The sequence below is a fragment of the Streptomyces anulatus genome (assembly GCF_000721175.1).
Lineage (GTDB): Bacteria > Actinomycetota > Actinomycetes > Streptomycetales > Streptomycetaceae > Streptomyces > Streptomyces anulatus_C.
On the sequence record NZ_JOEZ01000035.1, the window covers coordinates 114,040 to 137,489 of the forward strand.

At 72.3% G+C, this 23,450-nt stretch carries 24 protein-coding genes and 2 pseudogenes; 14 read left to right on the top strand and 12 right to left on the bottom strand.

Translation table 11 applies throughout. The features are described 5' to 3' along the window. Positions 1–89 precede the first annotated feature (89 nt). Positions 90–572 (top strand): DUF456 domain-containing protein, encoded by a 483-nt coding sequence (locus IG90_RS0131775; RefSeq protein ID WP_030592370.1) that lies wholly within the window; start codon positions 90–92, stop codon positions 570–572. 157 nt (positions 573–729) lie between these two features. On the opposite strand, the gene IG90_RS0131780 is transcribed toward IG90_RS0131775, so the two are convergent. Then, positions 730–2,103: a DNA-3-methyladenine glycosylase 2 family protein gene (locus IG90_RS0131780; protein WP_030592372.1), complete on the bottom strand. Its 1,374-nt coding sequence runs from the start codon at positions 2,101–2,103 to the stop codon at positions 730–732. 72 nt (positions 2,104–2,175) lie between these two features. Then, entirely contained in the window at positions 2,176–3,327 is a 1,152-nt protein-coding gene (gene rsgA / locus IG90_RS0131785) for a ribosome small subunit-dependent GTPase A (RefSeq protein ID WP_030592374.1), read from the bottom strand. A 369-nt stretch (positions 3,328–3,696) separates the two neighbouring features. Here rsgA and IG90_RS0131795 point away from each other — a divergent pair, with 369 nt between their 5' ends. After that, positions 3,697–4,197 (top strand): DUF5949 family protein, encoded by a 501-nt coding sequence (locus IG90_RS0131795; RefSeq protein ID WP_030592377.1) that lies wholly within the window; start codon positions 3,697–3,699, stop codon positions 4,195–4,197. 162 nt (positions 4,198–4,359) lie between these two features. On the opposite strand, the gene IG90_RS0131800 is transcribed toward IG90_RS0131795, so the two are convergent. The 6 genes and pseudogenes from IG90_RS0131800 to IG90_RS39935 all read right to left on the bottom strand — a co-directional run. Further along, the gene (locus tag IG90_RS0131800) at positions 4,360–4,767 is read right to left on the bottom strand and encodes a rodlin (protein WP_030592380.1); all 408 of its coding nucleotides are present in this window, start codon (positions 4,765–4,767) and stop codon (positions 4,360–4,362) included. A 118-nt stretch (positions 4,768–4,885) separates the two neighbouring features. Then, positions 4,886–5,107, bottom strand: coding sequence for a hypothetical protein (locus tag IG90_RS46280; RefSeq protein ID WP_078585478.1), 222 nt, complete (start codon positions 5,105–5,107; stop codon positions 4,886–4,888). Positions 5,108–5,295: 188 nt separating this feature from the next. Further along, positions 5,296–5,538: pseudogene (locus tag IG90_RS0131805) on the bottom strand (rodlin); the annotation flags it as partial. Positions 5,539–5,551: 13 nt separating this feature from the next. Next, on the bottom strand, positions 5,552–5,842 hold the full coding sequence (locus IG90_RS0131810) for a hypothetical protein (RefSeq protein WP_030592386.1): 291 nt from the start codon (positions 5,840–5,842) through the stop codon (positions 5,552–5,554). A 254-nt stretch (positions 5,843–6,096) separates the two neighbouring features. Beyond that, the gene (locus IG90_RS0131815) at positions 6,097–6,330 is read right to left on the bottom strand and encodes a chaplin (RefSeq protein WP_030592389.1); all 234 of its coding nucleotides are present in this window, start codon (positions 6,328–6,330) and stop codon (positions 6,097–6,099) included. A gap of 295 nt (positions 6,331–6,625) precedes the next feature. Next, positions 6,626–6,865 (bottom strand): annotated as a pseudogene (locus tag IG90_RS39935) (rodlin); the annotation flags it as partial. 426 nt (positions 6,866–7,291) lie between these two features. Between IG90_RS39935 and IG90_RS0131825 the strand changes: the two are divergent. After that, on the top strand, positions 7,292–7,927 hold the full coding sequence (locus IG90_RS0131825; protein WP_030592391.1) for a chaplin: 636 nt from the start codon (positions 7,292–7,294) through the stop codon (positions 7,925–7,927). A 266-nt stretch (positions 7,928–8,193) separates the two neighbouring features. Here the strand turns inward: IG90_RS0131825 and IG90_RS0131830 are convergent, their stop codons facing one another. Together IG90_RS0131830 and IG90_RS0131835 are read right to left on the bottom strand one after the other, a co-directional pair. Further along, a complete protein-coding gene (locus IG90_RS0131830) occupies positions 8,194–9,414 on the bottom strand; it encodes an acetyl-CoA C-acetyltransferase (RefSeq protein WP_030592393.1) in 1,221 nt (406 codons plus the stop codon). Between the two features lie 53 nt (positions 9,415–9,467). Beyond that, complete coding sequence (locus tag IG90_RS0131835) at positions 9,468–10,493, bottom strand: LysR family transcriptional regulator (protein WP_051860335.1); 1,026 nt, start codon at positions 10,491–10,493, stop codon at positions 9,468–9,470. Between the two features lie 141 nt (positions 10,494–10,634). On the opposite strand from IG90_RS0131835, the gene IG90_RS0131840 reads away from it, so the two are divergent. From IG90_RS0131840 to IG90_RS0131855, 4 genes are all read left to right on the top strand, one after another. Further along, positions 10,635–11,579, top strand: coding sequence for a CoA transferase subunit A (locus IG90_RS0131840; protein WP_030592399.1), 945 nt, complete (start codon positions 10,635–10,637; stop codon positions 11,577–11,579). Next, positions 11,576–12,361 carry a CoA-transferase subunit beta gene (locus tag IG90_RS0131845; protein ID WP_030592402.1) on the top strand — a complete coding sequence of 262 codons (786 nt, stop codon included), beginning with the start codon at positions 11,576–11,578 and terminating at the stop codon, positions 12,359–12,361. The genes IG90_RS0131840 and IG90_RS0131845 overlap by 4 nt, the downstream gene beginning before the upstream one ends. An 89-nt stretch (positions 12,362–12,450) precedes the next feature. Then, entirely contained in the window at positions 12,451–14,001 is a 1,551-nt protein-coding gene (locus tag IG90_RS0131850) for a 3-hydroxyacyl-CoA dehydrogenase (protein ID WP_030592405.1), read from the top strand. A 64-nt stretch (positions 14,002–14,065) separates the two neighbouring features. Beyond that, complete coding sequence (locus IG90_RS0131855) at positions 14,066–14,470, top strand: VOC family protein (RefSeq protein ID WP_030592408.1); 405 nt, start codon at positions 14,066–14,068, stop codon at positions 14,468–14,470. Here the strand turns inward: IG90_RS0131855 and IG90_RS0131860 are convergent. Together IG90_RS0131860 and IG90_RS0131865 are read right to left on the bottom strand one after the other, a co-directional pair. After that, complete coding sequence (locus IG90_RS0131860) at positions 14,398–15,168, bottom strand: DUF6597 domain-containing transcriptional factor (RefSeq protein WP_030592412.1); 771 nt, start codon at positions 15,166–15,168, stop codon at positions 14,398–14,400. The genes IG90_RS0131855 and IG90_RS0131860 overlap by 73 nt on opposite strands. A gap of 166 nt (positions 15,169–15,334) precedes the next feature. Continuing rightward, positions 15,335–16,558: a YihY/virulence factor BrkB family protein gene (locus IG90_RS0131865; protein ID WP_411572655.1), complete on the bottom strand. Its 1,224-nt coding sequence runs from the start codon at positions 16,556–16,558 to the stop codon at positions 15,335–15,337. Between the two features lie 17 nt (positions 16,559–16,575). Between IG90_RS0131865 and IG90_RS0131870 the strand changes: the two genes are divergently transcribed. The 7 genes from IG90_RS0131870 (at position 16,576) to IG90_RS0131895 (ending at position 23,431) form a co-directional block, all read left to right on the top strand. Beyond that, positions 16,576–18,213, top strand: coding sequence for an acyl-CoA dehydrogenase family protein (locus IG90_RS0131870; RefSeq protein WP_030592418.1), 1,638 nt, complete (start codon positions 16,576–16,578; stop codon positions 18,211–18,213). 237 nt (positions 18,214–18,450) lie between these two features. Continuing rightward, positions 18,451–19,749: a helix-turn-helix domain-containing protein gene (locus IG90_RS0131875; RefSeq protein WP_030592421.1), complete on the top strand. Its 1,299-nt coding sequence runs from the start codon at positions 18,451–18,453 to the stop codon at positions 19,747–19,749. A 115-nt stretch (positions 19,750–19,864) separates the two neighbouring features. Next, the gene (locus IG90_RS0131880) at positions 19,865–20,461 is read left to right on the top strand and encodes a GNAT family N-acetyltransferase (protein ID WP_030592424.1); all 597 of its coding nucleotides are present in this window, start codon (positions 19,865–19,867) and stop codon (positions 20,459–20,461) included. A gap of 184 nt (positions 20,462–20,645) precedes the next feature. Continuing rightward, positions 20,646–20,729, top strand: a complete 84-nt coding sequence (locus tag IG90_RS46955; RefSeq protein WP_316248393.1) for a putative leader peptide — start codon at positions 20,646–20,648, stop codon at positions 20,727–20,729. 115 nt (positions 20,730–20,844) lie between these two features. Continuing rightward, positions 20,845–22,542, top strand: coding sequence for a nitrite/sulfite reductase (locus IG90_RS0131885; protein WP_030592427.1), 1,698 nt, complete (start codon positions 20,845–20,847; stop codon positions 22,540–22,542). Next, positions 22,539–22,718, top strand: coding sequence for a hypothetical protein (locus tag IG90_RS0131890; protein ID WP_030592429.1), 180 nt, complete (start codon positions 22,539–22,541; stop codon positions 22,716–22,718). Before IG90_RS0131885 ends, IG90_RS0131890 begins: the two co-directional genes overlap by 4 nt. After that, positions 22,715–23,431 (top strand): phosphoadenylyl-sulfate reductase, encoded by a 717-nt coding sequence (locus IG90_RS0131895; RefSeq protein ID WP_030592431.1) that lies wholly within the window; start codon positions 22,715–22,717, stop codon positions 23,429–23,431. The genes IG90_RS0131890 and IG90_RS0131895 overlap by 4 nt, the downstream gene beginning before the upstream one ends. Positions 23,432–23,450 lie beyond the last annotated feature (19 nt).

Here is a 23,450-nt window from a genome sequence, read left to right on the forward strand (position 1 = left end):
CGCGGGTCGCCGGGGGTCGCCAGGGGTCGCCGGGGGTCGCCTGGGTGCGCTGACGGGCGGAGCGGGGCACTCTCCGGCAGGCTGGTCAGATGAGTGTGTGGCAGCTCGTCGCCGTGGGCCTGGTCATGCTGCTGGGTCTGGTCGGGGTGCTGGTGCCGGGCGTGCCGGGTCAGGCGATCGTCTGGGCGGCGGTGCTGTGGTGGGCGCTGACGGACATGACGCCGGCCGCCTGGGGCGTCCTGATCGGTGCGACGGCTCTGATGCTGCTCAACCAGGCCCTCAAAGTGCTCCTGCCGCCGCGCCGGCCCGGTGAGTCGGGGGCGCCCCGCCGGACCTTGATGATCGGCGGGGTCGCGGGGATCGTGGGCTTCTTCGTGGTGCCCGTGGTGGGCGGGATCCTCGGGTACGTGGGGGCCATCTTCGGCGCGGAGCGGCTGCGGCTGGGCAGTCGCGGCGCGGGCTGGGCCTCGGTGCGCTCGGTGATGCGGGCGACGGGCTACGCGGTGCTGGTGGAGCTGTTCTGCTGCCTGCTGGTGGCCGGCGCCTGGCTGGGCGCGCTGATGTGGGCCTGACACGGTGATCCGGGCGTGACGCGGTGATCCGAGCCCCGACATGGTGTCCTGGCCCGACACGGTGATCCGAGCCCGACGCGGTGTCCTGGCCCGACACGGTGTCCGCGCCCGACACGGTGATCCGGCCTGACGCGAGCGCCCTCGGCGGTGGGATCAGTCAGCCCGGGACCGCCGCCCCCGTCGCTTCCAGGTGGCGTACGGCGTAGGAGCGCCACGGCCTCCACCGCTCCGCGCCCGGCGTTCCGTACGGGTCCACGTCGGGATCGCCGAGCGCCCGCATCCGGATCAGCGCGGCGGTGCTCCGGCCGATGCCTGGCAGTGTCAGCAGCGTTCGTTCCGCCTCGTCCCGGTCGGCCCCCGCGTCCAGCCGCAGCCGGCCGTCGGCGAGCGCGGCGGCCAGGGCCGCGAGCGCCGGGTCCTCGGCGGAACCGGCGAGCACGTCCGGCTCCGGGAACACATGGGTGAGCCCGCCGCACGGGACGTCCAGCGCCTTCCCGTACCGCTCGACCAGTTCCCCGGCGTCCGCGCGCCCCACCAGGGTCCGCACCGCGGCCTCCTCCGGGTCGGCCGCGCCCGGCGAGCGCAGCCCGGGGCGGGCGGTGACCAGCGGGGCGAGCCGGGGGTCGGCGCCCAGCGCCTCGTCCACGGCGTACGGATCGGCGTCCAGGTCGAACAGCCGGCGGACCCGCTGGACGGCGGTGGTCAGATCGCGCAGGTCGGTGAGCTGGATCCGGGCCTCCAGCCAGGGGCCGCCGGGCGAGGCCTCGTCGACCGCGACGAGCCCCGTCCCGTACGGCAGTCGCAAGGTGCGCCGGTAGGTGCGCCGGCCGGGCGGGCCCGCCAGCTCCTCGATCCGGGTGACCGCCTCGGCGGCCAACAGGTCGAACAGGGCTGCGGTGGCGTACGGGCCCCGATGGGCGAGCCGCAGCGGGATCCCGGCCCGCATCCCCTCGTGGCGTCCGCCACCGAGCCCCGTACCGGCCTCGGTGCGCAGGGCGCTGGGGGTCCGGGCGTAGATCTGCCGGATGGTGTCGTTGAACTGCCGGACACTGGCGAACCCGGCGGCGAAGGCGATCTCGGTGACCGGAAGACCGGTGGTCTGGAGGAGCACCCGGGCGGTGTGGGCGCGCTGAGCCCGGGCGAGCGCGACGGGTCCCGCGCCCAGCTCGGCGTTGAGCTGGCGCTGGACCTGCCGGGCGCTGTAGCCGAGTCGCCCGGCGAGTCCGGGGACGCCTTCGCGGTCGACGACGCCGTCGCCGATCAGCCGCATCGCCCGGCCGACGACGTCCGCGCGGACGTTCCACTCGGCGGAGCCGGGCACGGCGTCCGGACGGCAGCGGCGGCAGGCCCGGAAGCCGCCCGCCTGGGCCGCCGCCGCGGTGGGGTAGAAGCGCACGTTGGCACGTTTGGGGGTGACGGCGGGGCAGCTCGGCCGGCAGTAGATGCCGGTGGTCACGACGGCGAAGAAGAACGCTCCGTCGAACCGTGCGTCGCGGCTGCTCACCGCCTCGTACCTGGTCCGTTCGTCCATCACACCGTCCAGTGTGCGGCAGCCGGGGCCGCCGCACCGGCGGAATTCGGACGTCCAGCCCGTGCGCCCCGGCTACCGCACCCGGCCGCGCTTGGCCTGCATGGCCGCGCGCCCCTCCGCGCCCTTGCGCTTCCAGTCCCGCAGGATCTCGGCGCGCATCCGGGCATCGGTCTTGGCGGCGATCCGCTGGTTCTCACGGATCAGCTTGCGGTAGCTGGCGAGCCGCCGCTCGGGCAGGACCCCGGCCTCCAGTGCCCCGAGCACGGCGCAGCCCGGTTCGGCCTCGTGGGCGCAGTCGTGGAACCGGCACCGCCCGGCCAGCTCCTCGATCTCGGAGAACACCTCACCGACCCCGGTCGCGGCGTCGAAGAGGCCGACGCCGCGGAGCCCGGGGGTGTCGATGAGGACGCCCCCGTGCGGCAGGAGCAGGAGGTTGCGGGTCGTGGTGGTGTGCCGGCCCTTGCCGTCGACGTCACGGGCGGCCCGCACCTCCATCACGTCCATGCCGAGCAGGGTGTTGGCCAGGGTGGACTTGCCCGCACCGGAGATGCCGAGCAGCACGCTCGTACCGCCGGAGACGACGGCCCCGAGGACGTCGAGCCCCTCGCCCGTGGTGGAGCTGACGGGCAGCACCTGGACGCCAGGGGCGACCGCCTCGACGTCCTGGACCAGGTGGGACACGGTGACCGCGTCGGGCACCAGGTCCGCCTTGGTGAGCAGCACGATCGGCTCAGGGCGGTGGCCCGTGTCATGGCCGTCGCCGAGCAGCGCGGCGCCGCCGGAGCTGGACAGAGCGAGCGCGAGGAAGCGCTCCAGACGGCCGAGGTCCAGCTCGACGGCGAGCGAGACACAGATGGCGATGTGGTCGATGTTGGTGGCCAGCACCTGGCCCTCGGAGCGTTCCGAGGAGCTGGAGCGGACGAAAGCGGTGCGGCGGGGCAGCAGCGTACGGACGAACAGCGGGTCGCCGTCCGCGTCGAGCGCCACCCAGTCGCCGGTGCAGACGATCCGCATCGGGTCACGGGGCACCACGAACGCGGTGTCGGCGCGTACGAGGCCGTCGGCGGTGATCACGTCGCACTGGCCGCGGTCCACCCGCACGACCCGCCCCGGCACGAACCCCTGCGCGGCGTACGGGGAGAAAGCAGCCGTCCAGTCCTCGTCCCAGCCGTACGGAGCCAGCGGGTGTGAGGAGGAAGGAGCGGAGAGAAACGAGAAAGACAAGGGAAACCCTTCACAGGGTGGCCCCGGCACGCGCGCTCGGCGCGGGAAGAAGTGACGTGGGTCAGCCGGTGGCCACGGGGATGAGGACGATGCTCTTCCGGTTGTGGGCAGTGCCCATCGCAACGACAGTCATCAATGTCCTCACCTCCTGGTTCCTCTGGTCTCCGTGCCCCACGCGTCACTGCGGCGTGCGGACGGTGGCCACATTAGCCTGGCCCCGGGAGCGGCTCAACAGCTTTTCCGCGCACCTCCGATGGAGGCGTCCAGGGGCCGCCCGACCGAGACGTTCGCCGGAGTTACCCACAGATCTCCCTCGATCGGGTGATACGCGTGCATAGCCCCCGGTCCGGGGCCGTTAGGGTGCCGAGCATGACCACACCCCAGGCCTCCACCGGCACGTTCACACAAGCCCAGTTGGGCACCCAGATCCTGATCGGCTGGAGCGGCCGGCAGCCCGACGCCGACCAGGACACCGCCTACCTCCTCGCCTATTCGCTGGGCGACGGACAGGACGGCCCGGTAGTCGGCCGCGAGGCGATGCGCGCCGCACTGGAGCGCGCGGGCCTCCACGTCGGCGGCTCGATCCAGGACGCGGCCGAGACATCGGGCATCCAGGCGAAGCTCCTCGTCCAGGCGGGGCGGGCCGTTCTGACGTTGCCTCACCTCAGCGCGCAGTACCCGGCCCCCGCCGAGTGGCTGGCCGCCGCGCAGGCGCAGGGCCAGGTGTACGGGATGTTCGCCACGACCCCGTGGCCGGAGGCGGTTCCCGGGCAGCCGGTCAGCGAGGACCAGTTGCGGGCCTTCGCCGCCGACGAGGATGTCGTCCGCGCCGCCGCCCACTGCCTGCTCCCGGTCCGCTCCCTGGGCTGAGCGGTGCCTCCCCTCCCCGCACACACGACGAGGCCCACCACCCCCCGTGGAGTGGTGGGCCTCGCCCGTGCGCCCGTGCGCCTGTGCGGCCGTGCCGCCGTGCCGCGAAAACGAGGACGGGCGGCCCGGAGTGTGATCTCGGGACCGCCCGCGCCCGGTAGGTCAGTTGTTGCCGACGCCGTTGCCGGAGAGGACCGGGATGTCGTCCAGGATGTGCGACAGCGGCTCGTCGCCCTTGGCCTGCGTGGAGTTGTCGGTGCACTGCTGGTTCTGCGGGTTGGACAGAACGTTGATGTCCTGGACCGCGATCGGCACGACCCCGACGAGCGAACCGACGTTGGCCTTGAGCGGCATGCCGACGCAGAGCTTGTTCAGGGTGCCCTGAACGAGCTGGTTCTGCGGGCTCCAGTCACCCTTGGTCTCGGCGTTGCCGATCTCCGACTCGGCACCGTTGCCGTTGACGGTGGTGGTGCCACCGTCGTTGCCGATCGCCATGGCCGTGGGAGCCGCGACTGCGGACAGACCGAGCAGGGACACGGCCACTGCAGCGCCGGCCATCATCTTCTTCATCAACTTCACCTTTCGGAGCGTCCCGTTGTGGAACGTACTGATCAACTGCCACCGCCCCTGATCGGTTGCGCAGTACCACTCAAATGGGTTCGTTACGGCGCAAGGTCGACGTCGCTCCTCAGTACCCAGGGGCTTCAGGCCCAGGGGCCTCGTGCGAGGTGCGCGCCGCCGGCACGAATCCCCCGCCGCGACGGGGGCCGGGGGCCTGGGGCGGTTCTGCGAGGGGGTGACTGCCTCCGGCCGCCTGCCACTCGGCGACGAGCCGGTCATAGATCGGCGTGCCGCCCGGCGCGGGCCACCGCTCTTCACTCTGCGGGGTCGGACTGTCGTACGGATCCATACGGAGGCCCTACCCGGTCCGGCGCCGATCGTCTGCCGGGGCTGCGGCATCCGGTCCAACGGGATGCCCCGGCCGGAGGCCCCGGCACATGGCGAAGGGCCAGCCCGGCCGGTCCGGCGAAGAACGGTCGCCTTACGGATGGACTGGCCCCACGCGGGTCAGGCGGTACGGACCGGAGCCACCGGGTCTCAGTTGTTGCCGGCGCCGTTGCCGGAGAGGATCGGGATGTCGTTCAGGAGGTGCGACAGAGCCTCGTCACCCTTGGCCTGGGTGGAGTTCTCGGTGCACTGCTGGTTCTGCGGGGAGGACAGGATGTTGATGTCCTGGACGGCGACCGGCACGAGGCCGACGAGCGAACCGAGGTTCGCCTTGGCCGGCAGAGCGATGCAGGGCTTGTTGAGCGAACCCTGGATGAGCGCGAACTGCGGGGTCGTGAGGCAGCGGTCAGCCGCCGAGGGGAACCCCACCGAGCAGCGGAGCGGCACCCTCCGCCGCACCGGTTGCCTGGCCCGCCAGCTTGCCGACCGTGCCGTCCTTCGAGACCGTCTCGGTGGTCTCGGCGACCGTGTCCACCACCGGATCCACGACCTGCGGGGCACTGGCCATCAGCTGGTTGAGGCCGCTGTCGAGGCTGAAGTTGGGGGCCGTGGGGGTAGCAGCGGCGAAGGCGGGAGCGGCCGCTCCGAGGGCAGCCACGGAACCGACAACGAGGGCGGCGGTCTTCGCGTACTTCACTTTTTCTGGTTCCCTTCCACGCGGCGTCTGCTTCGGTCACGTTTCGTGCCGCGCACAAGCTTTCTTTACCTGTGACTTCTGCCGCTTTCTCCCTGATCAACGATCAGACCGCTTTCGGGAAACTGTGAGGCGACGTCTTTTCTCCGGCGCGGTGCACGAATCCGGTCCGAGAAGCAGCGCACGAAAAGGCCCCGGACGGCATCCGCCGTCCGGGGCCCACCGGTTACGGGCACACGGCCCGGCCGGTCAGAGGGTCACTTGTTGATGCAGGTGTTGCCGAAGGCCGGGTTCAGCGCACCGATCGCGTTGACGGTGTTGCCGCAGAGGTTGACCGGAATGTGGATCGGGAGCTGGAGGATGTTGCCCGACAGCACGCCCGGGGAGTGCGCGGCAACGGCCTCGGCACCCGAGTCGGCCATGGCCGGCGCGGCCGCGCCCATCGCCATGAGCGCGCCCGCGGCGACTGCGGCAACCTTGGTGTACTTCACTTTTCGTCCCTTTCCTCGGCGGAGTCCGGTGCGGCCACGACTGTCGTGCCCGCCCGAGCCGGGTCCTGATCGCTCGCGACTCCGGCGCTGTCCTACGTAACGATGAGCGCCCGGGATCGGAACCGTTCGAAGGGTGGATTCCCGGATATCCCCCCGAATGCCGCAACGCACGGTGGGCCGCACCGCGGAGAAACGCGGGCGAGGAAACCCGTGCCCGCGTCCCGGGAAAGCAACGGGCCCGAGCCACTCGGTGGAGGAACGCCGAGGACTCGGGCCCGAGTAGGGCGGCTGCGGGTCAGTTGTTGCCGACGCCGTTGCCGGAGAGGATCGGGATGTCCTCCAGGATGTGCGACAGAGCCTCGTCACCCTTGGCCTGGGTGGAGTTCTCGGTGCACTGCTGGTTCTGCGGGGAGGACAGGATGTTGACGTCCTGGACCGCGACCGGCACGAGGCCGACGAGCGAACCGAGGTTCGCCTTGGCCGGCAGAGCGATGCAGGGCTTGTTGAGCGAACCCTGGATGAGCGCGAACTGCGGGCGTACGACCACCCGTTCGTTCGTGAAGAAGCTACACACAGGCCCTCCGGCTCATTTCGCCCGAACGGGTGGACGAGATCCGACGACGCTGACATGCGACACATCAAGAGCGAACTTTTCCTTGCGGTCAACACCAGCAGAGAGCAACCAAGTTGGGGACGAATCGTTTTTTCTTGCTCTGCGCACCGGGAGGCACGAGATCAACGGACACCACCCGTTCGGGTGATTACACATTTTCCACGCACATCCAAGTTTCCCGCTCGGTCCCGAGTCGTTATGGCAGTCGTCCAGCGCGCACGTCTTCACCACTTTCACCATGGCTTCCCGCGGGATACGGCTGCGGCCGCGGCTCCGCCGATGGCTGCCCGTCTCCGCGCGCGAAGCACCACGCGATGTCCTCGCGAATGTCCCAAGGAAGGGCAAGTAATGCGACAGGTCTTGAACAAAAGCATTATCGTCATGGCGGCCGCATCGGGCCTCCTGGCGGCGGTGGGCGGCACCGCACACGCCGACGCGTCGGCCGAGGGGGCGGCCGTCGGTTCGCCGGGGGTCGGTTCGGGCAACGTCGTTCAGGCGCCGGTGCACGTCCCGGTCAATGTGTGCGGCAACACCGTCAATGTGATCGCCCTGCTGAACCCGGCCTTCGGCAACAAGTGCGTGAACGCCGACGGCCCGAAGCACAACCACCCGCCGGTGGACAAGCCGCCGGTGGACAAGCCGCCGGTCGACGAACCGCCCGTGGACGAGCCCCCGGTCGACAAGCCCCCGGTGGACCAGCCGCCCGTGGACGAGCCCCCGGTCGACGAACCCCCGGTCGACAAGCCCCCGGTGAACCAGCCGCCCGTGGACCAGCCGCCGGTGGACCAGCCGCCCGTCGACACCCCCGGTACCGACACCCCTGGCTCGGACACTCCCGGTTCCGGCACGCCCGGGTCCAACACCCCGGACGTGCAGCTGGCCGAAACCGGTGCCGCCGACCTGGGCCTGGCCGCCGGCGCGAGCGCCGCGCTGCTGCTCGGTGGTGCGGTGCTGATGCGCCGCACGCGCAACGCGCGGGACTGACAGAGCTCCTGCGGGAGAGCGAGGTCCGGCCGGACAGCGGGGACTGTCCGGCCGGACCTTCTGTGTGCGCGGTGCCCCGTTCTCCCGGGACTCCGGGCGCGGCGGTGGAACGACGGGCCCGGGGCACCGCGCGCCCCGGGGAGCGAGCGGGACGGCGGGAAGGGCCGGGAACGTGGCACTACCTCTACGGGGAGGCCGGGGAGTCCGCGGAGCCGGGAGGCCGGGGACGGCCCTCGTCCGGTGAGGCGGTTGCGCGCTGACCGCCGTCAGCCCGCGATGCGTTCGAAGATGGCCGCGAGGCCCTGGCCGCCGCCGATGCACATCGTCTCCAGGCCGTACCGGGCCTCGCGGCGGTGGAGTTCGCGGGAGAGGGTGGCGAGGATGCGGGCTCCGGTGGCGCCGACCGGGTGGCCCAGCGAGATGCCGGAGCCGTTGACGTTGATCCGCTGTTCGTGGTCGGTGTCGCCGAGGCCCAACTCCCTTGTGCAGGCGAGCACCTGGGCGGCGAACGCCTCGTTCAGCTCGATCAGGTCGAGGTCGGCGAGGGTGAGGCCCGCCCGGTCGAGGGCGGTACGGGTGGCGGCGACGGGGGCGATGCCCATCGTCGCGGCGGGGACCCCGGCGCGGGCGCAGGAGACGAGGCGGACGAGCGGGGTGAGGCCGAGGCGTTCGGCGGTCTCGGCGCTGGTGACCAGGCAGGCGGCGGCCGCGTCGTTCTGGCCGCTGGCGTTGCCCGCGGTGACGGTGGCGTCCGGGTCGGACTTCGCCATCACCGGCCGGAGGGCGGCGAGTTGTTCGGCGGTGGTGTCGGGGCGGGGGTGCTCGTCGGCGGTGACGGTCGTTTCGCCCTTGCGGGTGCGTACGGTGACGGGGGCGGTCTCCGCGTCGTAGCGGCCCTCGGCGGCGGCGCGGGCGGCGCGCCGCTGGGAGCGCAGGGCCAGGGCGTCCTGGTCGGCACGGCTGATGCCGTACTCCCGGCGCAGGTTCTCCGCCGTCTCGATCATGCCGCCGGGGACCGGGTGGTTGACGCCTCCGGCGGTGACGCGGCCTTGGGCGAGGGCGTCGTGGAGCTGGAGGCCGGGGCCCTTGATCCCCCAGCGGCCGTCGTGGGTGTAGTAGGGGGCGGCGCTCATCACGTCGACGCCTCCCGCGATCACGACGTCGCTGAATCCGGCCCTGATCTGCATCGCCGCGTCCAGCACCGCCTGGAGCCCGGAGCCGCAGCGGCGGTCGATCTGGGAGCCGGTGACCGTGGCGGGCAGTCCGGCGTCCAGGGCGGCCACCCGGCCGATGGCGGGGGCGTCGCTGGTCGGGTAGGCGTGGCCGAGGATCACCTCGTCGACCCGGGCGGGGTCGATGCCGGTCCGGGCGACGATCTCCGCGATGACGTGTGCGGCCAGCGCGGCCGGGGTCTGCTGGGCGAAGACCCCGCCGAAGCGGCCGATGGGGGTACGCAGGGGTTCGCAGATGACGACGTCGAGCGGCACGGCGGGCCTTCCTTCAGGGGCGACGGGCGGGGCGCCAGGTCGTGTCCGGCGGATCAGGACCGGATGGTCCGCGGGACACGCCCTGGTGGTGGGGTGACCTTCGCATCCGGCGGCTGAGTCGGTCCAATACCGGATACACCCCCGATCGAGAGGGCCGGCGTCTCAATCGGTCCTCCGTCCGGCCCGTGTACGGGGGTCGGCAGGGCGTCCCGGGCGATGGCGAGCACGGCGTGCAGGGCGGCGGAGGGGTTGTCGGGGCGCCAGGCCAGGGCCGCCTGGAGGCGGATGGGCGGGCCGGCGAGGGGCCGGTAGACCAGTCCGCTCTGCTGGATGTGCCGCACGGAGGTGACCGTGAGGGTGATGCCGACGCCGGCGGCGACGAGCGCCATGATCGTGTACGAGTCGGGGGCCTCCTGGACGACGCGCGGGGTGAACCCGGCGCTCTCGCAGGCCTCGGTCATGGCGTCGCGCACGGTGGAGCCGGTGTTGGCGGGGAAGGAGACGAACGGTTCGTCCGCCAGCTCGGCGAGCGGCACCGCCTCGTGCCGGGCGAGCGGGTGGTCGAAGGGCAGGGCACACACCAGCTCCTCCTCGTCGATCACCCGGTGGTCGACTCCGGGCCGGGTCACCGGCAGCCGGACGAAGCCCAGGTCGAGCGAGCCGTCGGCGACCCGGGACAGCGCGACGTCGGCGTACGTCTGGCCGGTCATGACCAGTTCGAGCCCGGGGTGTGCGGCGCGTACGGCGCGGGTGAGCCGGGGCAGCGTCTCGTGGCTGGAGGCTCCGGCGAAGCCGATGGTCACCCGGCCGTACTCGCCCCGGCCCGCCGAGCGGGCGGCCCGGACTGCGGTGTCGAGGTCGTCGAGGACGGTCCGTACGGGTTCGAGGAAGGTCTCCCCCGCGCCGGTGAGCCGGACGGAGCGCGTGTTGCGGCGGAAGAGCTGGACGCCGAGCTCCTTCTCCAGCTGCCGGATCTGCTGGCTCAGGGGCGGTTGTGCCATCTGGAGGCGCTTGGCGGCCCGGCCGAAGTGCAGCTCCTCGGCCACGGCGAGGAAGGCCTTCAGGTGGCGCAGTTCCATGCGGGTCCTCCCCTGGCTCCCCCAACTCTTCCGGCTGAGTGAGATCGTGCGCGTCTCAATGTGAGCCTAATTCGGTATTGGACACCGATCAATGCCCCCTGGCACGGTGGGGCGACCTGTACACCGACGTCGGGGAGCGCTGTGGAACGGACGGCCGGCAAGGTCGTGTCCCTGCGGGAGGCCGTCGCCCGCTTCGTGCACGACGGGGACACCGTGAGCCTGGAAGGGTTCACCCACCTCATCCCGACCGCCGCGGGCCACGAGATCATCCGGCAGGGCCGGCGCGGGCTCACCGTCGTACGGATGACGGCGGACATCGTGGTGGACCAGATGCTGGCGGCCGGCTGTGTCACGCGGCTGGTCTCGTCCTTCGTGGGCAACTCCTCCGCCGGTTCGCTCGGTGAGCTGCGGCGGCGGATCGAGCGGGCCGATCCGGAGCCGCTGGCGTTCGAGGAGTACAGCCACTACGGGATGGTGTGCCGGTATCTCGCCGGTGCGCAGCGGCTGCCGTTCCATCCGCTGCGCTCGTACGGCGGCAGCGACCTGCCCTCGGTCAACCCGGGTATACGCAAAGTGACCTCGCCCTATCCCGGTCCGGACGGGCAGGACCCCGAGCAGATCTACGTGGTGCCGCCGGTCAACCCGGACGTGACGTTCGTCCACGCGCAGCGCGCCGACCGCCGGGGCAACACCCAGATCTGGGGCCTGACCGGTGTCCAGGCCGAGGCGGTGTACGCGGCGGACCGGGCCGTCGTGGTGGTGGAGGAACTGGTCGCGGACGAGGTGATCCGCTCGGACCCGAACCGCACGCTGATCCCGGCGCACGCGGTCGACGCGGTGGTGGTCTGCCCGCGCGGGGCGCATCCCTCGTTCGCGCAGGGCTACTACGACCGGGACAACGCCTTCTACCGGGCCTGGTCAGCGATCAGCGCGGACCCGGTGCGGCTGCGGGAGTGGCTGGAGGAATGGGTGTACGGAACGGCCGATCACGCGGAGTACGTGGCGAAGCTGGGCGAGGAGTACTGGGCGGGGCTCGCGGTCGGCGAGGCGCTGAGCGAGCCGGTGGACTACGGGCGGCGGCTGTGAGCGGGCAGCATCCGGAGCCCACGCGGTCCGTGACCTCCTCGGAGCTGCTGTCGGTCGTCGCCTCGCGTGAACTGGCCGGGCGCCGCACGGTGTTCGCGGGCATCGGGCTGCCGACGCTGGCGGTCGAGCTGGCGGCGCTGACCGTCGCGCCGGGCATCGAGGTGGTGTACGAGTCCGGGGTCTGCGGGGCGCACCCCTCCCATCTGCCGGAGACCATCGCGGACGCCGTCCTGATCACGGGGGCGGAGGCCGTGGTGTCCATGCCCACCCTGTTCGGCTCGGTGCTCCAGGGCGGGCACATCGACGTGGGTTTCCTGGGGGCCGCGCAGATCGACCGGTGGGGCGACCTCAACACCTCGGTCATCGGGGACTGGGACCGCCCGACGGTTCGGCTGCCGGGTTCCGGGGGTGCCGTCGAGGTGATGGCGAACGCCCGGGAGGTGTTCGTCGTGATGCGCCGCCATACGCCGCGCTCCCTCGTCGGCGTCCTGGACTTCTGCACCACGCCGGGCCCGGAACGGGCGCTGGCGGACGGTATCCGCCCGCTGGGCGTCGGCGTCACCCGGGTCGTCACCGAACTGGGCGTTCTCGCCCGGGAGGGCGTCGGCGACGAGCTGCGGCTGGTCGCCGTGCATCCCGGGGTCACCGTCGAGCAGGTGCGGGCCGCGACCGGCTGGGAGCTGGAAACCGCCGACACGGTCGTGACGACGGCACCTCCCACGCCCGCGGAGCTGCGGCTCCTGCGTGACGATGTCGACCCCGGCCGTGTCTACCTCCGTTAGAGGACCACGTCCTTCGAAGAACCACGTCCTTGAAGAACCACGTCCGTCCAAGAACCACGTCCGCCTCCGCTGAAAGGGCTCTCACCGCCATGCGTATCAGGATCGTCGGAGCCGGGGCCATGGGCCGCGGCATCGCCCAGTGGGCGGCGAGCGCCGGACACACCGTCGAGCTGGGGGACGTACGCCCCGAGGCGGTGACGGAGGCTCTGGGCTTCGTCGCCTCGATGCTGGACCGGGCGGTCGCCAAGGGCCGGATGTCCGCCGCCGACCGGGACGGGGCGGTGGCCCGGCTGGTTCCGCTCGCCGAGCCGTGGGCGGCGGGCCCGGAGGTGGAGCTGGTGATCGAGGCCGTACGGGAGGACCTGGCGACCAAGGCCGAGGTGTTCGGGAAGCTGGAGCGGGCGCTGCCCGCCTCCGCCGTCTTCGCGACCAACACCTCCTCCCTGTCGGTGACCCGGATCGCCGCGACGCTCCAGGACCCCTCGCGCCTGGCCGGGCTGCACTTCTTCAACCCGGTGCCGCTGATGAGGATCGTCGAGGTGGTGCCGGGCGCGGCCACCCGCCCGGGGATCCCGGCCCTGCTGACCGGGCTGGTGGAAGGCTGCGGGCACAGGGCGGTGACCGTCGCCGACACCCCCGGATTCCTGGTCAACCACGCCGGGCGGGGGCTGGTGACCGAGGCGCTCGCGCTGCTGGAGGAGTCGGTGGCGGACCCGGCGGAGATCGACCGGATCGCCCGGGACGTCCTGGGGCTGCGGATGGGCCCCTTCGAGCTGATGGACCTGACCGGTCTCGATGTGACGGCCGCGGTGATCGACTCGATCTGGCAGGGCTTCCGGTACGAGGACCGGCTGCGCCCGTCCTTCCTGACCCCGAACCGGGTGGTGGCGGGGCTGCACGGCCGCAAGACGGGCCGGGGCTGGTACGCGTACGGCGAGGGGGCGTCCGGCCCCGCACCGGAGAGCGCGGTCACCGGGGACGCGGACCGCCCGGTGTACCTCGTACCGGGCGGACGGCCGGAGACCGCCGCGTACGAGGAGACCCTGGCCGGTTCGCTGGAGGCGGCGGGGGCCCGCGTCGAGCGGGGCGCGGGGCCGTCCTCCCGGGCTGTGGTGCTGGTGCCCGTCTGGGGGACGTCGGTGTCGGCGGCGGTCGCGGAGGGCGCACTGCCCCGGGAACGTACGTTCGGCGTGGAGGTGCTGCCGGCGGCGGGGCGGCGGCGGGTCCTCGCGGTGACGGCGGCCGGACACCCGGTGGCCGCCCGGGACGCGCGGGCGGTGCTGGCACGGGCCGCCGAGGGCGATGAGCCGTACGCGGTGTCGGTGGTGCGGGACACCGCGGGCACGGTCGCGCAGCGGCTGCTGTCCTCGGTCGTCGCGGTCGGCTGCTCGATCGCGGAGCGCTCGCTGGCCACGCCCGCCGACATCGATCTGGCGGTGACCACCGGGCTCGGCTATCCGGCCGGTCCGCTGGCCTGGGGCGAGCGCATCGGGGCCGTGACGATGCTGGAGCTCCAGCGGTCGCTGCACGCCTCGACGGGCGACCCGCGCCACCGGCCGACGCGGTGGATCACGGAGCGGGCCGCACTGGGCCTCGCGCTGACCGAGCCGGGGACCTCGCCCGCCGACTGCCTGGGGTGAGGACCGGGCGCGGACGACCGATTCGTACAAGACCATCGGGACACCGGGTGCCTACGGTCGGGGCATGACTCCACGATTCGACGCGACCAGCATCATCACGGCCGACCTGGCGGCCTCGCTCGCCTTCTACCGCAGGCTCGGTCTCGACATTCCCGAAGGGGCGGAGTCCGCACCCCATGTCGAAGTGACCCTGCCGGGCGGGCAGCGGCTGCTGTGGGACACGGAGGAGGTCATCGCCTCGTTCGACCCCGACTGGAAGCGCCCGGCGGGCGGCGAGCGGGTCGCCCTGGCCTTCGTCTGCGACAGCCCGCAGGAAGTGGACTCGCTGTACGCGGAGCTCACCGGGGCCGGGTACACCGGGCACCTGAAGCCCTGGGACGCGGTGTGGGGGCAGCGCTACGCGGTCGTGCTGGACCCGGACGGCTGCGGGGTCTCGCTGTTCGCCGCCGCCTCCCCTGCGGAGAAGTAGGCCCCGAGCGTCGTCCCGGCGAGGTCGCGCATCTCCCGGGCCAGGTGCGCCTGGTCGGTGCAGCCCGCCGCGCAGGCCGCTTCGGCGTACGGAAGGCCGGTGCGGACGAGGTCCAGGGCGCGCTGGAGGCGGAGGATCCGGGCCAGGGTCTTGGGGCCGTAGCCGAAGGCGGCCAGGGAGCGGCGGTGCAGTTGGCGGGCGCCGAGGCCGACCTCGGCGGCCGTCGCCGCGACGGATCCGCCGCGCCTCAGCCGGTCGGCGACGGTCACCGTGAGCGGGTCCGGGGGCCCGGTGTCGGCGGCCCGGCCCAGGGCGAAGTCCTCCAGGGCGGCGGCGGGGTGGACGGTGCGGTCGATGCGCTCGGTGAGTTTTCGGACGGTGGTACGGGACCAGAGGTCGGCGAGTTCGACCCGGTGGTCGCGCAGTTCGTACGCCGGTACGCCGAGCAGTACGGGGGCGGTGCCGGGCGCGAACCGGATCGCGGCGCAGGAGCCGCGGTTGTCGGGGTCGACCTGGAAGGCGTGGGTGTCGGGTCCGGCGACGACCAGGCGTCCGGCGGTCCAGATCAGGTCCATGCAGCCGTCGGGAAGGACGGACCGGGCGGGCTGTCGCGGGCCGGGCGGAACGTCCAGGGTCCAGACGACGGCCCCCGCCAGCCGGGACGGCCGTTGCTGGTACCGCTGGTGTTCCCGGGGCATGCGTCCACGATAGTGCCGTGGCAGGCGACGTCTGCCCGTCAAGGAGTGGCGTCCGGTGCGTGCTCCCGGTGTGCCGGCCGGAAGCCCTCGTACCGGACGTACTCGGGGTTCCGGCCGGTGCGGCGAGCGTGCGTGCCGGGCGTCGCGACGGGGCGAACGTCGCCGGTCAGCGGCGGGAAGGTGGATCCTCCGACGACCTGGGCTCCTCGGGCTCCTTCGACTCCGCGGGTTCCTTGGTCTCCCTGGTCTCCTTCGTGTCTTTGGGGTCCTTCTCCCAGGTCGCGTGCAGCCGGGACCTCACGTCGTCGGGCGGCAGGAAGCGGGACCAGCGCTCGGGGAACTCGGAGGGCATGTAGGCGGGGCCGTCGTCCTCGTCGTCGTCCGTGCCCTCGTAGCCGGCCGAGCGGGTCCGGGCGACGAACTCGGCGGCCTGCGCGGCCCGGACGCGTTCGGTGGCCTCGCGGGCGGCGGCCGTGGCGAGCGAGGGCCACACCCGGTCGATGGCCGCGTTGACCGCGGCGCCGACCAGGACCGCGAAGGCGGAGATGCCGATCCACAGCAGGACGGCGATCGGCGCCGCCAAGGAGCCGTAGATGGTCGGGCCTTCGACCGTGTTGGTCAGGTAGATCCGCAGCAGGAAGCTGCCGAGGACCCACATGCCGAGCGCCACCAGCGCCCCGGGAACGTCCTCGATCCACGGCGAACGCACCGGCACGGACACGTGGTAGAGCGTCGTGAGGAACGCGACGGTCAGCAGCATCACCAGCGGCCAGTACAGGACGGCTATGACCTCGGTGCCCCAGGGCACGAACTCGACCACCCGGTCCGGGCCGACGACCAGCAGCGGCAGCACCACCGCGCCGAGCAGCAGGGCGACGACGTACAGCAGGAAGGCGAGCAGCCGGGTCTTGACGATGCCGCGGTGGCCGTCGAGGCCGTACATGACGGTGATGGTGTCGATGAAGACGTTCACCGCGCGGGAACCGGACCACAGGGCGATGGCGAAGCCGATGGAGATGATGTCGGGGCGGGCCCCGGTCGTGACGTCGGCGAGCAGCGGTTTGGCGAAGTCGTTGACCCCGCGCTCGGACAGCACCGTCTGGGCGGCGGAGAGGATGTTGCGCTCGATGGAGGCGACCGTGGTGGTGGTCGTCCACTCGTCGACGTAACCGAGCAGTCCGATCATGCCGAGCAGCAGCGGGGGCAGCGAGAGCAGGGTGAAGAACGCCGCCTCGGCCGCGAGCCCCAGAATGCGGTACTCGATGCACGAGTTGACGGTGTCCTTGAGCAAGTGCCACGCCATCCGTCGTTTGGAGACGTTGCGGTAGAGCACTCGCGCCCGGTGGAGCCGGCCCGGTGGCCGCTCGGGTGTTTCATTTGCTGCCTGCACCTCCTTACCGTATCGGCATGGCAGCCACCACCCACACAGTGACCAATCAGGTTCCGCCGCTGGTCGGCTATGACGTCTTCGCCGCCGACCTGGCCCTGTCCGAGGCCGTCGAGCGGCACATCGAGCCCGGTGTCCTTCCCGGGGCACTGGAGGAACTCGGGGAGCTCGGCCGGTCCGCGGGCTCCGCCCAGGCCCAGGAGTGGGGTGCGCAGGCGAACGCGTACCCGCCCGTCCTGCGCACCCATGACCGTTATGGGCATCGCATCGACGAAGTGGAGTTCCATCCGGCCTGGCACCGTCTGCTGGGGCACGCGGTCGAGGCCGGGCTGGCGGATGCCTGGGGGCGTCCGGCCGGTCATGTGCGACGTGCGGCGGGGTTCCTGGTCTGGACGCAGGCCGAGGCGGGGCACGGCTGTCCGCTGTCGATGACGCACGCCGCGGTGCCCGCGCTGCGGACCGATCCGGCGCTGGCCGCCGAGTGGGAGCCGCTGCTGACCTCGCACACGTACGAGGAGGGGCTGCGGCCCGCCGGGCAGAAGAGCGGGGTGCTCTTCGGGATGGGCATGACCGAGAAGCAGGGCGGCACCGACGTGCGGTCCAACACGACCCGGGCGGAGCCGCTGTCCGGCGGGGGCGAGTACCTGCTCACCGGGCACAAGTGGTTCTGCTCGGCGCCGATGTCGGACGGCTTCCTGGTGCTGGCGCAGGCGCCGGGCGGACTGAGCTGCTTCCTGGTGCCGCGCGTGCTGCCGGACGGCACGCGCAACGTCTTCGCGATCCAGCGGCTGAAGGACAAGCTGGGCAACAGGTCCAACGCGTCCTGCGAGGTCGAGTTCGACGGGACCTGGGCCCGCCGGGTCGGCGAGGAGGGGCGCGGGGTGCGCACCATCATCGAGATGGTGGCGGCCACCCGGCTCGACTGTGTGGTGGGTTCGGCGGCGCTGATGCGGCAGGCGGTGGCGCAGGCGATCCATCACAGCGCGTACCGCGGCGCGTTCGGCGGGCTGCTGATCGACAAGCCGCTGATGCGCAACGTCCTGGCGGATCTGGCGCTGGAGTCGGAGGCGGCGACGGTGCTGGCGATGCGGCTGGCCTCGGCGTACGACACGGACACCAAGGAGGAGCGGGCCTTCCTGCGGCTCGCGGTGCCCGCGGCGAAGTACTGGGTCACCAAGCGCTGCACCGCCGTGGTGGGCGAGGCGCTGGAGTGCCTGGGCGGCAACGGGTACGTGGAGGAGTCCGGGATGCCCCGGCTGCTGCGCGAGGCGCCGCTCAACTCGATCTGGGAGGGCTCGGGCAACGTACAGGCACTGGACGTGCTGCGGGCGCTGCAGCGGGAGCCGCGGGCGCTGGACGCTTTCCTGCGGGAGGTCGGCGAGGCGCGCGGGGCCGATCACCGGCTGGACGCGGCCGTCAGGGATCTGCTGACCGAGCTGGCGGACCTGGAGGGCATCGAGGCGCGGGCGCGGCGTCTGGTGGAGCGGATCGCGCTGGTGCTCCAGGGTTCGCTGCTGGTGCGCTGGGCGCCGCCGGAGGTGTCCGACGCGTTCTGCGCCTCGCGGCTGGGCCGGGACTGGGGCGCGGCGTTCGGGACGCTGCCGCACACGATTGATCTGGCCTCGGTGGTGGCGCGGGCCCGGCCGGCCGCCTCGTAGCGACCCGGGAAAGCGACGGAGGGTGGTGCTGCGCCGACACGGCACCACCCTCCATGCTTGTGCGACACCGGGCGACCGGGACAGGCCGGCGCACAGTGTTCTGCCACTCTGGTACGGACCCGCAGGGCGTCGCCAGAGTTGCATAGGGTTGCAACCATGATGTGACTGATCGGCGGCCCGGTCCGGTGAGCGGCAGGATGGGCCGGGGCAGGGAAGCGTTCGGGGGGAACGGGGACCATGACGGACACAGGTTCCGCGGGGGTGGTGCGGGTGACGGGCCAGGGGGCGGGCCGCCAGGTGACCCGGCTGCTCCACCGGGCGCGGGAGGCCCGGCTGGCGGGCGAACGGTCCGGCGTCGCGCCCCGGCCGGAGATCGACGCCTCCTGGGACCGCGTGGTGCGCAGCGGTATCGATCCCGACCAGTCGCCGGAGAGCCGGCTGCTGGAGGCGGACGAGATCGAGCTCCGCCGCCGCGGCACGGCGCTCGGCGAACTGATGCCGTTGCTGCGGGCGGGGCTGGCCTCGATCGCGGACGCCGCGCAGCAGATCATGGTGGTGACCGACACCGAGGGCCGGGTGCTGTGGCGGCAGGGCAACACGGGGGTCCTGCGCCGGGCGCACGACATCTGCCTGGAGGAGGGGGCCGCCTGGGCCGAGGCGGCGACCGGGACGAACGCGATCGGGACGGCGCTGGCCGCCCGTGTCCCCATCCAGGTCCACTCGGCCGAGCACTTCATCCGGGCGCTGCACAGCTGGACCTGTGCGGCGGCCCCGGTCCGGGATCCTCGTGACGGCCGGCTGATCGGGATCGTGGACATCAGCGGGCCTGCGTCCACCTTCCACCCGGCGACGCTGGCCCTGGTCGACTCGGTGGCCCGGCTCGCCGAGGGCGAGATCCGCACCCGCCACCTCGCGGAGATCGAGCGGCTGCGCGCGGTGGCCGCGCCGATCCTGTGCCGGATCGGCGGGCGGGCGCTGGCGGTGGACGTGCACGGGCGGCTGGCGGCGGTGACCGGGATGGCTCCGGTGGACCGGCTGCCGCTGCCGAAGTCGCTGCGGCCGGGTCCGGTGTGGCTGCCCTCGCTCGGCATGTGCCAGGTCGAGCCGCTGCCGGGCGGCTGGCTGGTGCGGGTGGACGACGGCGGGGCGCAGGGGGAGCCGCGCCGGGTGGTGCTGGATCTGAGCCGGCCCCGGGCGCTCGCCGTGCATCTGACCGGGCCGCTGGGGAGCCGCACACAGCGGCTCTCGCCGCGTCACGCGGAGCTGCTGTACGCGCTGGCGGTGCACCGGCAGGGGCGGACGGCCTCGGAGCTGGCGCGGGACATCTTCGGGGACGCGACCCGGACGGTGACGGTCCGGGCCGAGGTCTCCCGGCTGCGGCGTCATCTGGCGGAGGTCCTGGCCCACCGCCCGTACCGCTTCGGGGACGGGGTGGAGGTGGAGGTGATCCACCCGGAGCACGGCGCGGATCTGCTGCCCCACTCCCTGGCGCCGGTGGTGGCCGAGGCCCGCAGGGCGGCGGCCCGGGCCACCTGAGCGTGGGCCGCTGTGCCCGGGCGGGCGGTCCGGTGAAGGGGCGCCGTGGGCGCGTGGCCGGTCCGAACGGGGGCCGCTGTGCGAGGGCGGGCCGCGGCATGGTTTTCTGGCCGTCATGAGCGACACCCCGCAGCCCGCAGCGCCGTCCACCGAGGTGACCGTCTGGTCGCTGGAGCAGACCTCGCCCGCCGATCTCCGCCCGGCGCGCGAGCCGGAGGGTGATGTGCGCATCGTCCGGTCCGAGGTTCCGTTGCCTGAGTTCAGCCGGTTCCTCTACACCGCCGTGGGCGGGGACATCCGGTGGACCGACCGGCTGGGCATGACGTACGCCCAGTGGCAGGAGGCCCTGCGGCGGCCCGGGGCGGAGACCTGGGTGGCGTACGAGAACGGGACGCCCGCCGGGTACGTCGAGTTGGACCCGCAGGACGACGGCGTGGTCGAGATCATGTACTTCGGGCTGATCCCGGCGTTCCGGGGGCGGCGGATCGGCGGTCACCTCCTCTCGTACGGGGTGGCGCGCGCCTGGGACCTGGCCGAGCGCTGGCCGGAGCGGCCGGCGACGAAGCGGGTGTGGCTGCACACCTGCTCGAAGGACGGCCCGCACGCGATGGACAACTACCTGCGGCGGGGCTTCCGGCTCTTCGACACGAGGACCGAGGTGGAGCCGGAGGTGGCGACGCCCGGTCCGTGGCCCGGGGCGTACGCCTCCTGATCGTCGGGAGTCCGGGGGCGGTGGGGCCACCGCCCCCGTTTCCGGGCCTCGCGTGGGCGATTTGTCCCCTATGCCGCCGTCGCGCACGGTGGCGAGCACCACATCGTCCCACGATACGAGACCTAGTCGTCCACATAGCGGATAGTGGTGGACTGCCCAGAGATGCGCGTGACACGCTTCCGTCATGCCTGGAACTGGAATCGCCTTGGTGAGTCGACGCCACGTCGACCTCGGCCGCATGTCCAGCGCCATCTGTCCGGCGGGCTGAGAGTCCCAGCACCGCCGCCCTCTCTTACCTCTGAACCGCCCCTGCGCACCGCCGCGCCTCAGCGCGAGTGTGCCGCTCAGAGCCGCCCTCCCGCAGTCCCGAAGGACGTATTGTCATGGCCGCTACCCCAGAACAGCCTGCGACCACCACGCCCCGCCGCAAGGCCGGACGCCACCGTGGCGAGGGTCAGTGGGCCGTGGGACACCACACCCCCCTGAACGGGAACGAGCAGTTCAAGAAGGACGACGACGGTCTCAACGTACGGACACGTATTGAGACGATCTACGCCAAGCGCGGCTTCGACTCCATCGACCCGAACGACCTGCGCGGACGCATGCGCTGGTGGGGGCTTTACACCCAGCGCAAGCCCGGCATCGACGGCGGCAAGACGGCCGTGCTGGAGCCGGAGGAGCTGGACGACGAGTACTTCATGCTGCGCGTCCGCATCGACGGCGGCCGGCTGACCACGCGGCAACTGCGGGTGATCGGGGAGATCTCCCAGGAGTTCGCGCGCGGCACCGCCGACCTCACCGACCGGCAGAACGTGCAGTACCACTGGATCCGCATCGAGGACGTGCCGGAGATCTGGCGACGGCTCGAAGAGGTTGGCCTTTCCACCACGGAGGCCTGCGGTGACACGCCCCGCACGATCCTCGGCTCGCCCGTCGCGGGCGTCGCGGAGAACGAGATCATCGACGGCACGCCGGCGATCGACGAGATCCAGCGCCGGTTCATCGGCAACCCCGAATTCTCCAACCTGCCCCGCAAGTTCAAGACGGCGATCTCCGGCTCCCCGCACCTGGACGTGGCGCACGAGATCAACGACATCGCCTTCGTCGGCGTGAACCACCCGGAGCACGGACCGGGCTTCGACCTCTGGGTCGGCGGCGGCCTCTCCACCAACCCCAAGCTCGGAGTGCGGCTCGGCGCCTGGGTGCCGCTGGACGAGGTGCCCGACGTGTACGGCGGGGTCATCGGGATCTTCCGTGACTACGGCTACCGGCGGCTGCGCACCCGCGCCCGGCTGAAGTTCCTCGTCGCGGACTGGGGGCCGGAGAAGTTCCGCCAGGTCCTCCAGGACGAGTACCTGAAGCGTGAGCTGACCGACGGGCCCGCGCCCGAGCAGCCCGCCCAGACCTGGCGCGACCACCTCGGGGTGCACCGGCAGAAGGACGGCCGCTTCTACGTCGGCTTCGCCGCACGGGTGGGCCGGGTCGACGGCTCCACGCTCACCAAGATCGCCGAGCTGGCCGACGCGCACGGCTCCGGCCGGGTGCGGACCACCGCCGAGCAGAAGATGATCGTGCTGGACGTGGCCGAGGAGCAGGTGGAGTCCCTGGTCGCCGGCCTGGAGGCACTCGACCTCAAGGTCACCCCGTCCCCGTTCCGGCGCGGCACGATGGCCTGCACCGGCATCGAGTTCTGCAAGCTGGCGATCGTCGAGACGAAGGCGCGCGGTGCTGCCCTCATCGACGAACTGGAGCGCCGCATCCCGGAGTTCGACCACCCGATCACCATCAACATCAATGGCTGCCCGAACGCCTGCGCCCGTATCCAGGTCGCGGACATCGGTCTCAAGGGCCAGTTGATGCTGGACGAGAACGGCGAGCAGGTGGAGGGTTACCAGGTGCACCTCGGCGGGGCGCTCGGGCTGGAGGCCGGGTTCGGCCGCAAGGTCCGTGGCCTGAAGGTCACTTCGGCCGATCTGCCGGACTACGTCGAGCGGGTGCTCGGCCGCTTCCAGGAGGAGCGCGAGGACGGCGAGCGCTTCGCGACCTGGGCGGCGCGCGCAAGTGCGGAGTCGCTGTCATGAGCGAGCGAGCCGCCCCGTTCTACTGCCCGTACTGCGGCGACGAGGACCTGCGCCCCAACGAGACCGGTCACGGCGCCTGGGAATGTGCTTCCTGCAACCGTGCGTTCCAGCTGAAGTTCCTTGGCCTGCTGACCCGGGGCGTTCAGCGCAACCACGTTGAAGGGGACGGGATATGACGGACACTCTGCTGAGTGGCGAGCTCACCGACCGGGAGCTCCGGGAGCTGGCCGAGCGGGCCGGACGGGAGCTGGAGGACGCCTCCGCCACCGAGATCCTGAAGTGGGCGACCGACACGTTCGGGCCGCGCTTCTGCGTCACCTCCTCGATGGAGGACGCCGTGGTCGCGCACCTGGCGTCGCGGGCGATGCCGGGCGTGGACGTGGTGTTCCTGGACACCGGCTACCACTTCCCGGAGACCATCGGGACGCGGGACGCGGTGGAGGCCGTGATGGACGTCAACGTCATCACGATCACCCCGCGGCGGACCGTGGCCGAGCAGGACGCGGAGCACGGCGAGAAGCTGCACGACCGCGACCCGGACCTGTGCTGCGCGCTGCGCAAGGTGAAGCCCTTGGAGGACGGCCTGACCGCGTACGCCGCGTGGGCGACGGGCCTGCGCCGCGACGAGTCCCCGACCCGGGCGAACACCCCGGTCGTGGGCTGGGACGCCAAGCGCCGCAAGGTGAAGGTCTCCCCCATCGCCCGCTGGACCCAGGACGACGTGGACGCCTACGTCGCCGAGCACGGGGTGCTCACCAACCCGCTGCTGATGGACGGCTACGCCTCCGTCGGCTGCGCGCCCTGCACCCGCCGGGTGCTGGAGGGCGAGGACGCGCGGGCCGGCCGCTGGGCCGGACGCGGCAAGACCGAATGCGGGCTGCACGGCTGATGACGACTGATCAGGAGGG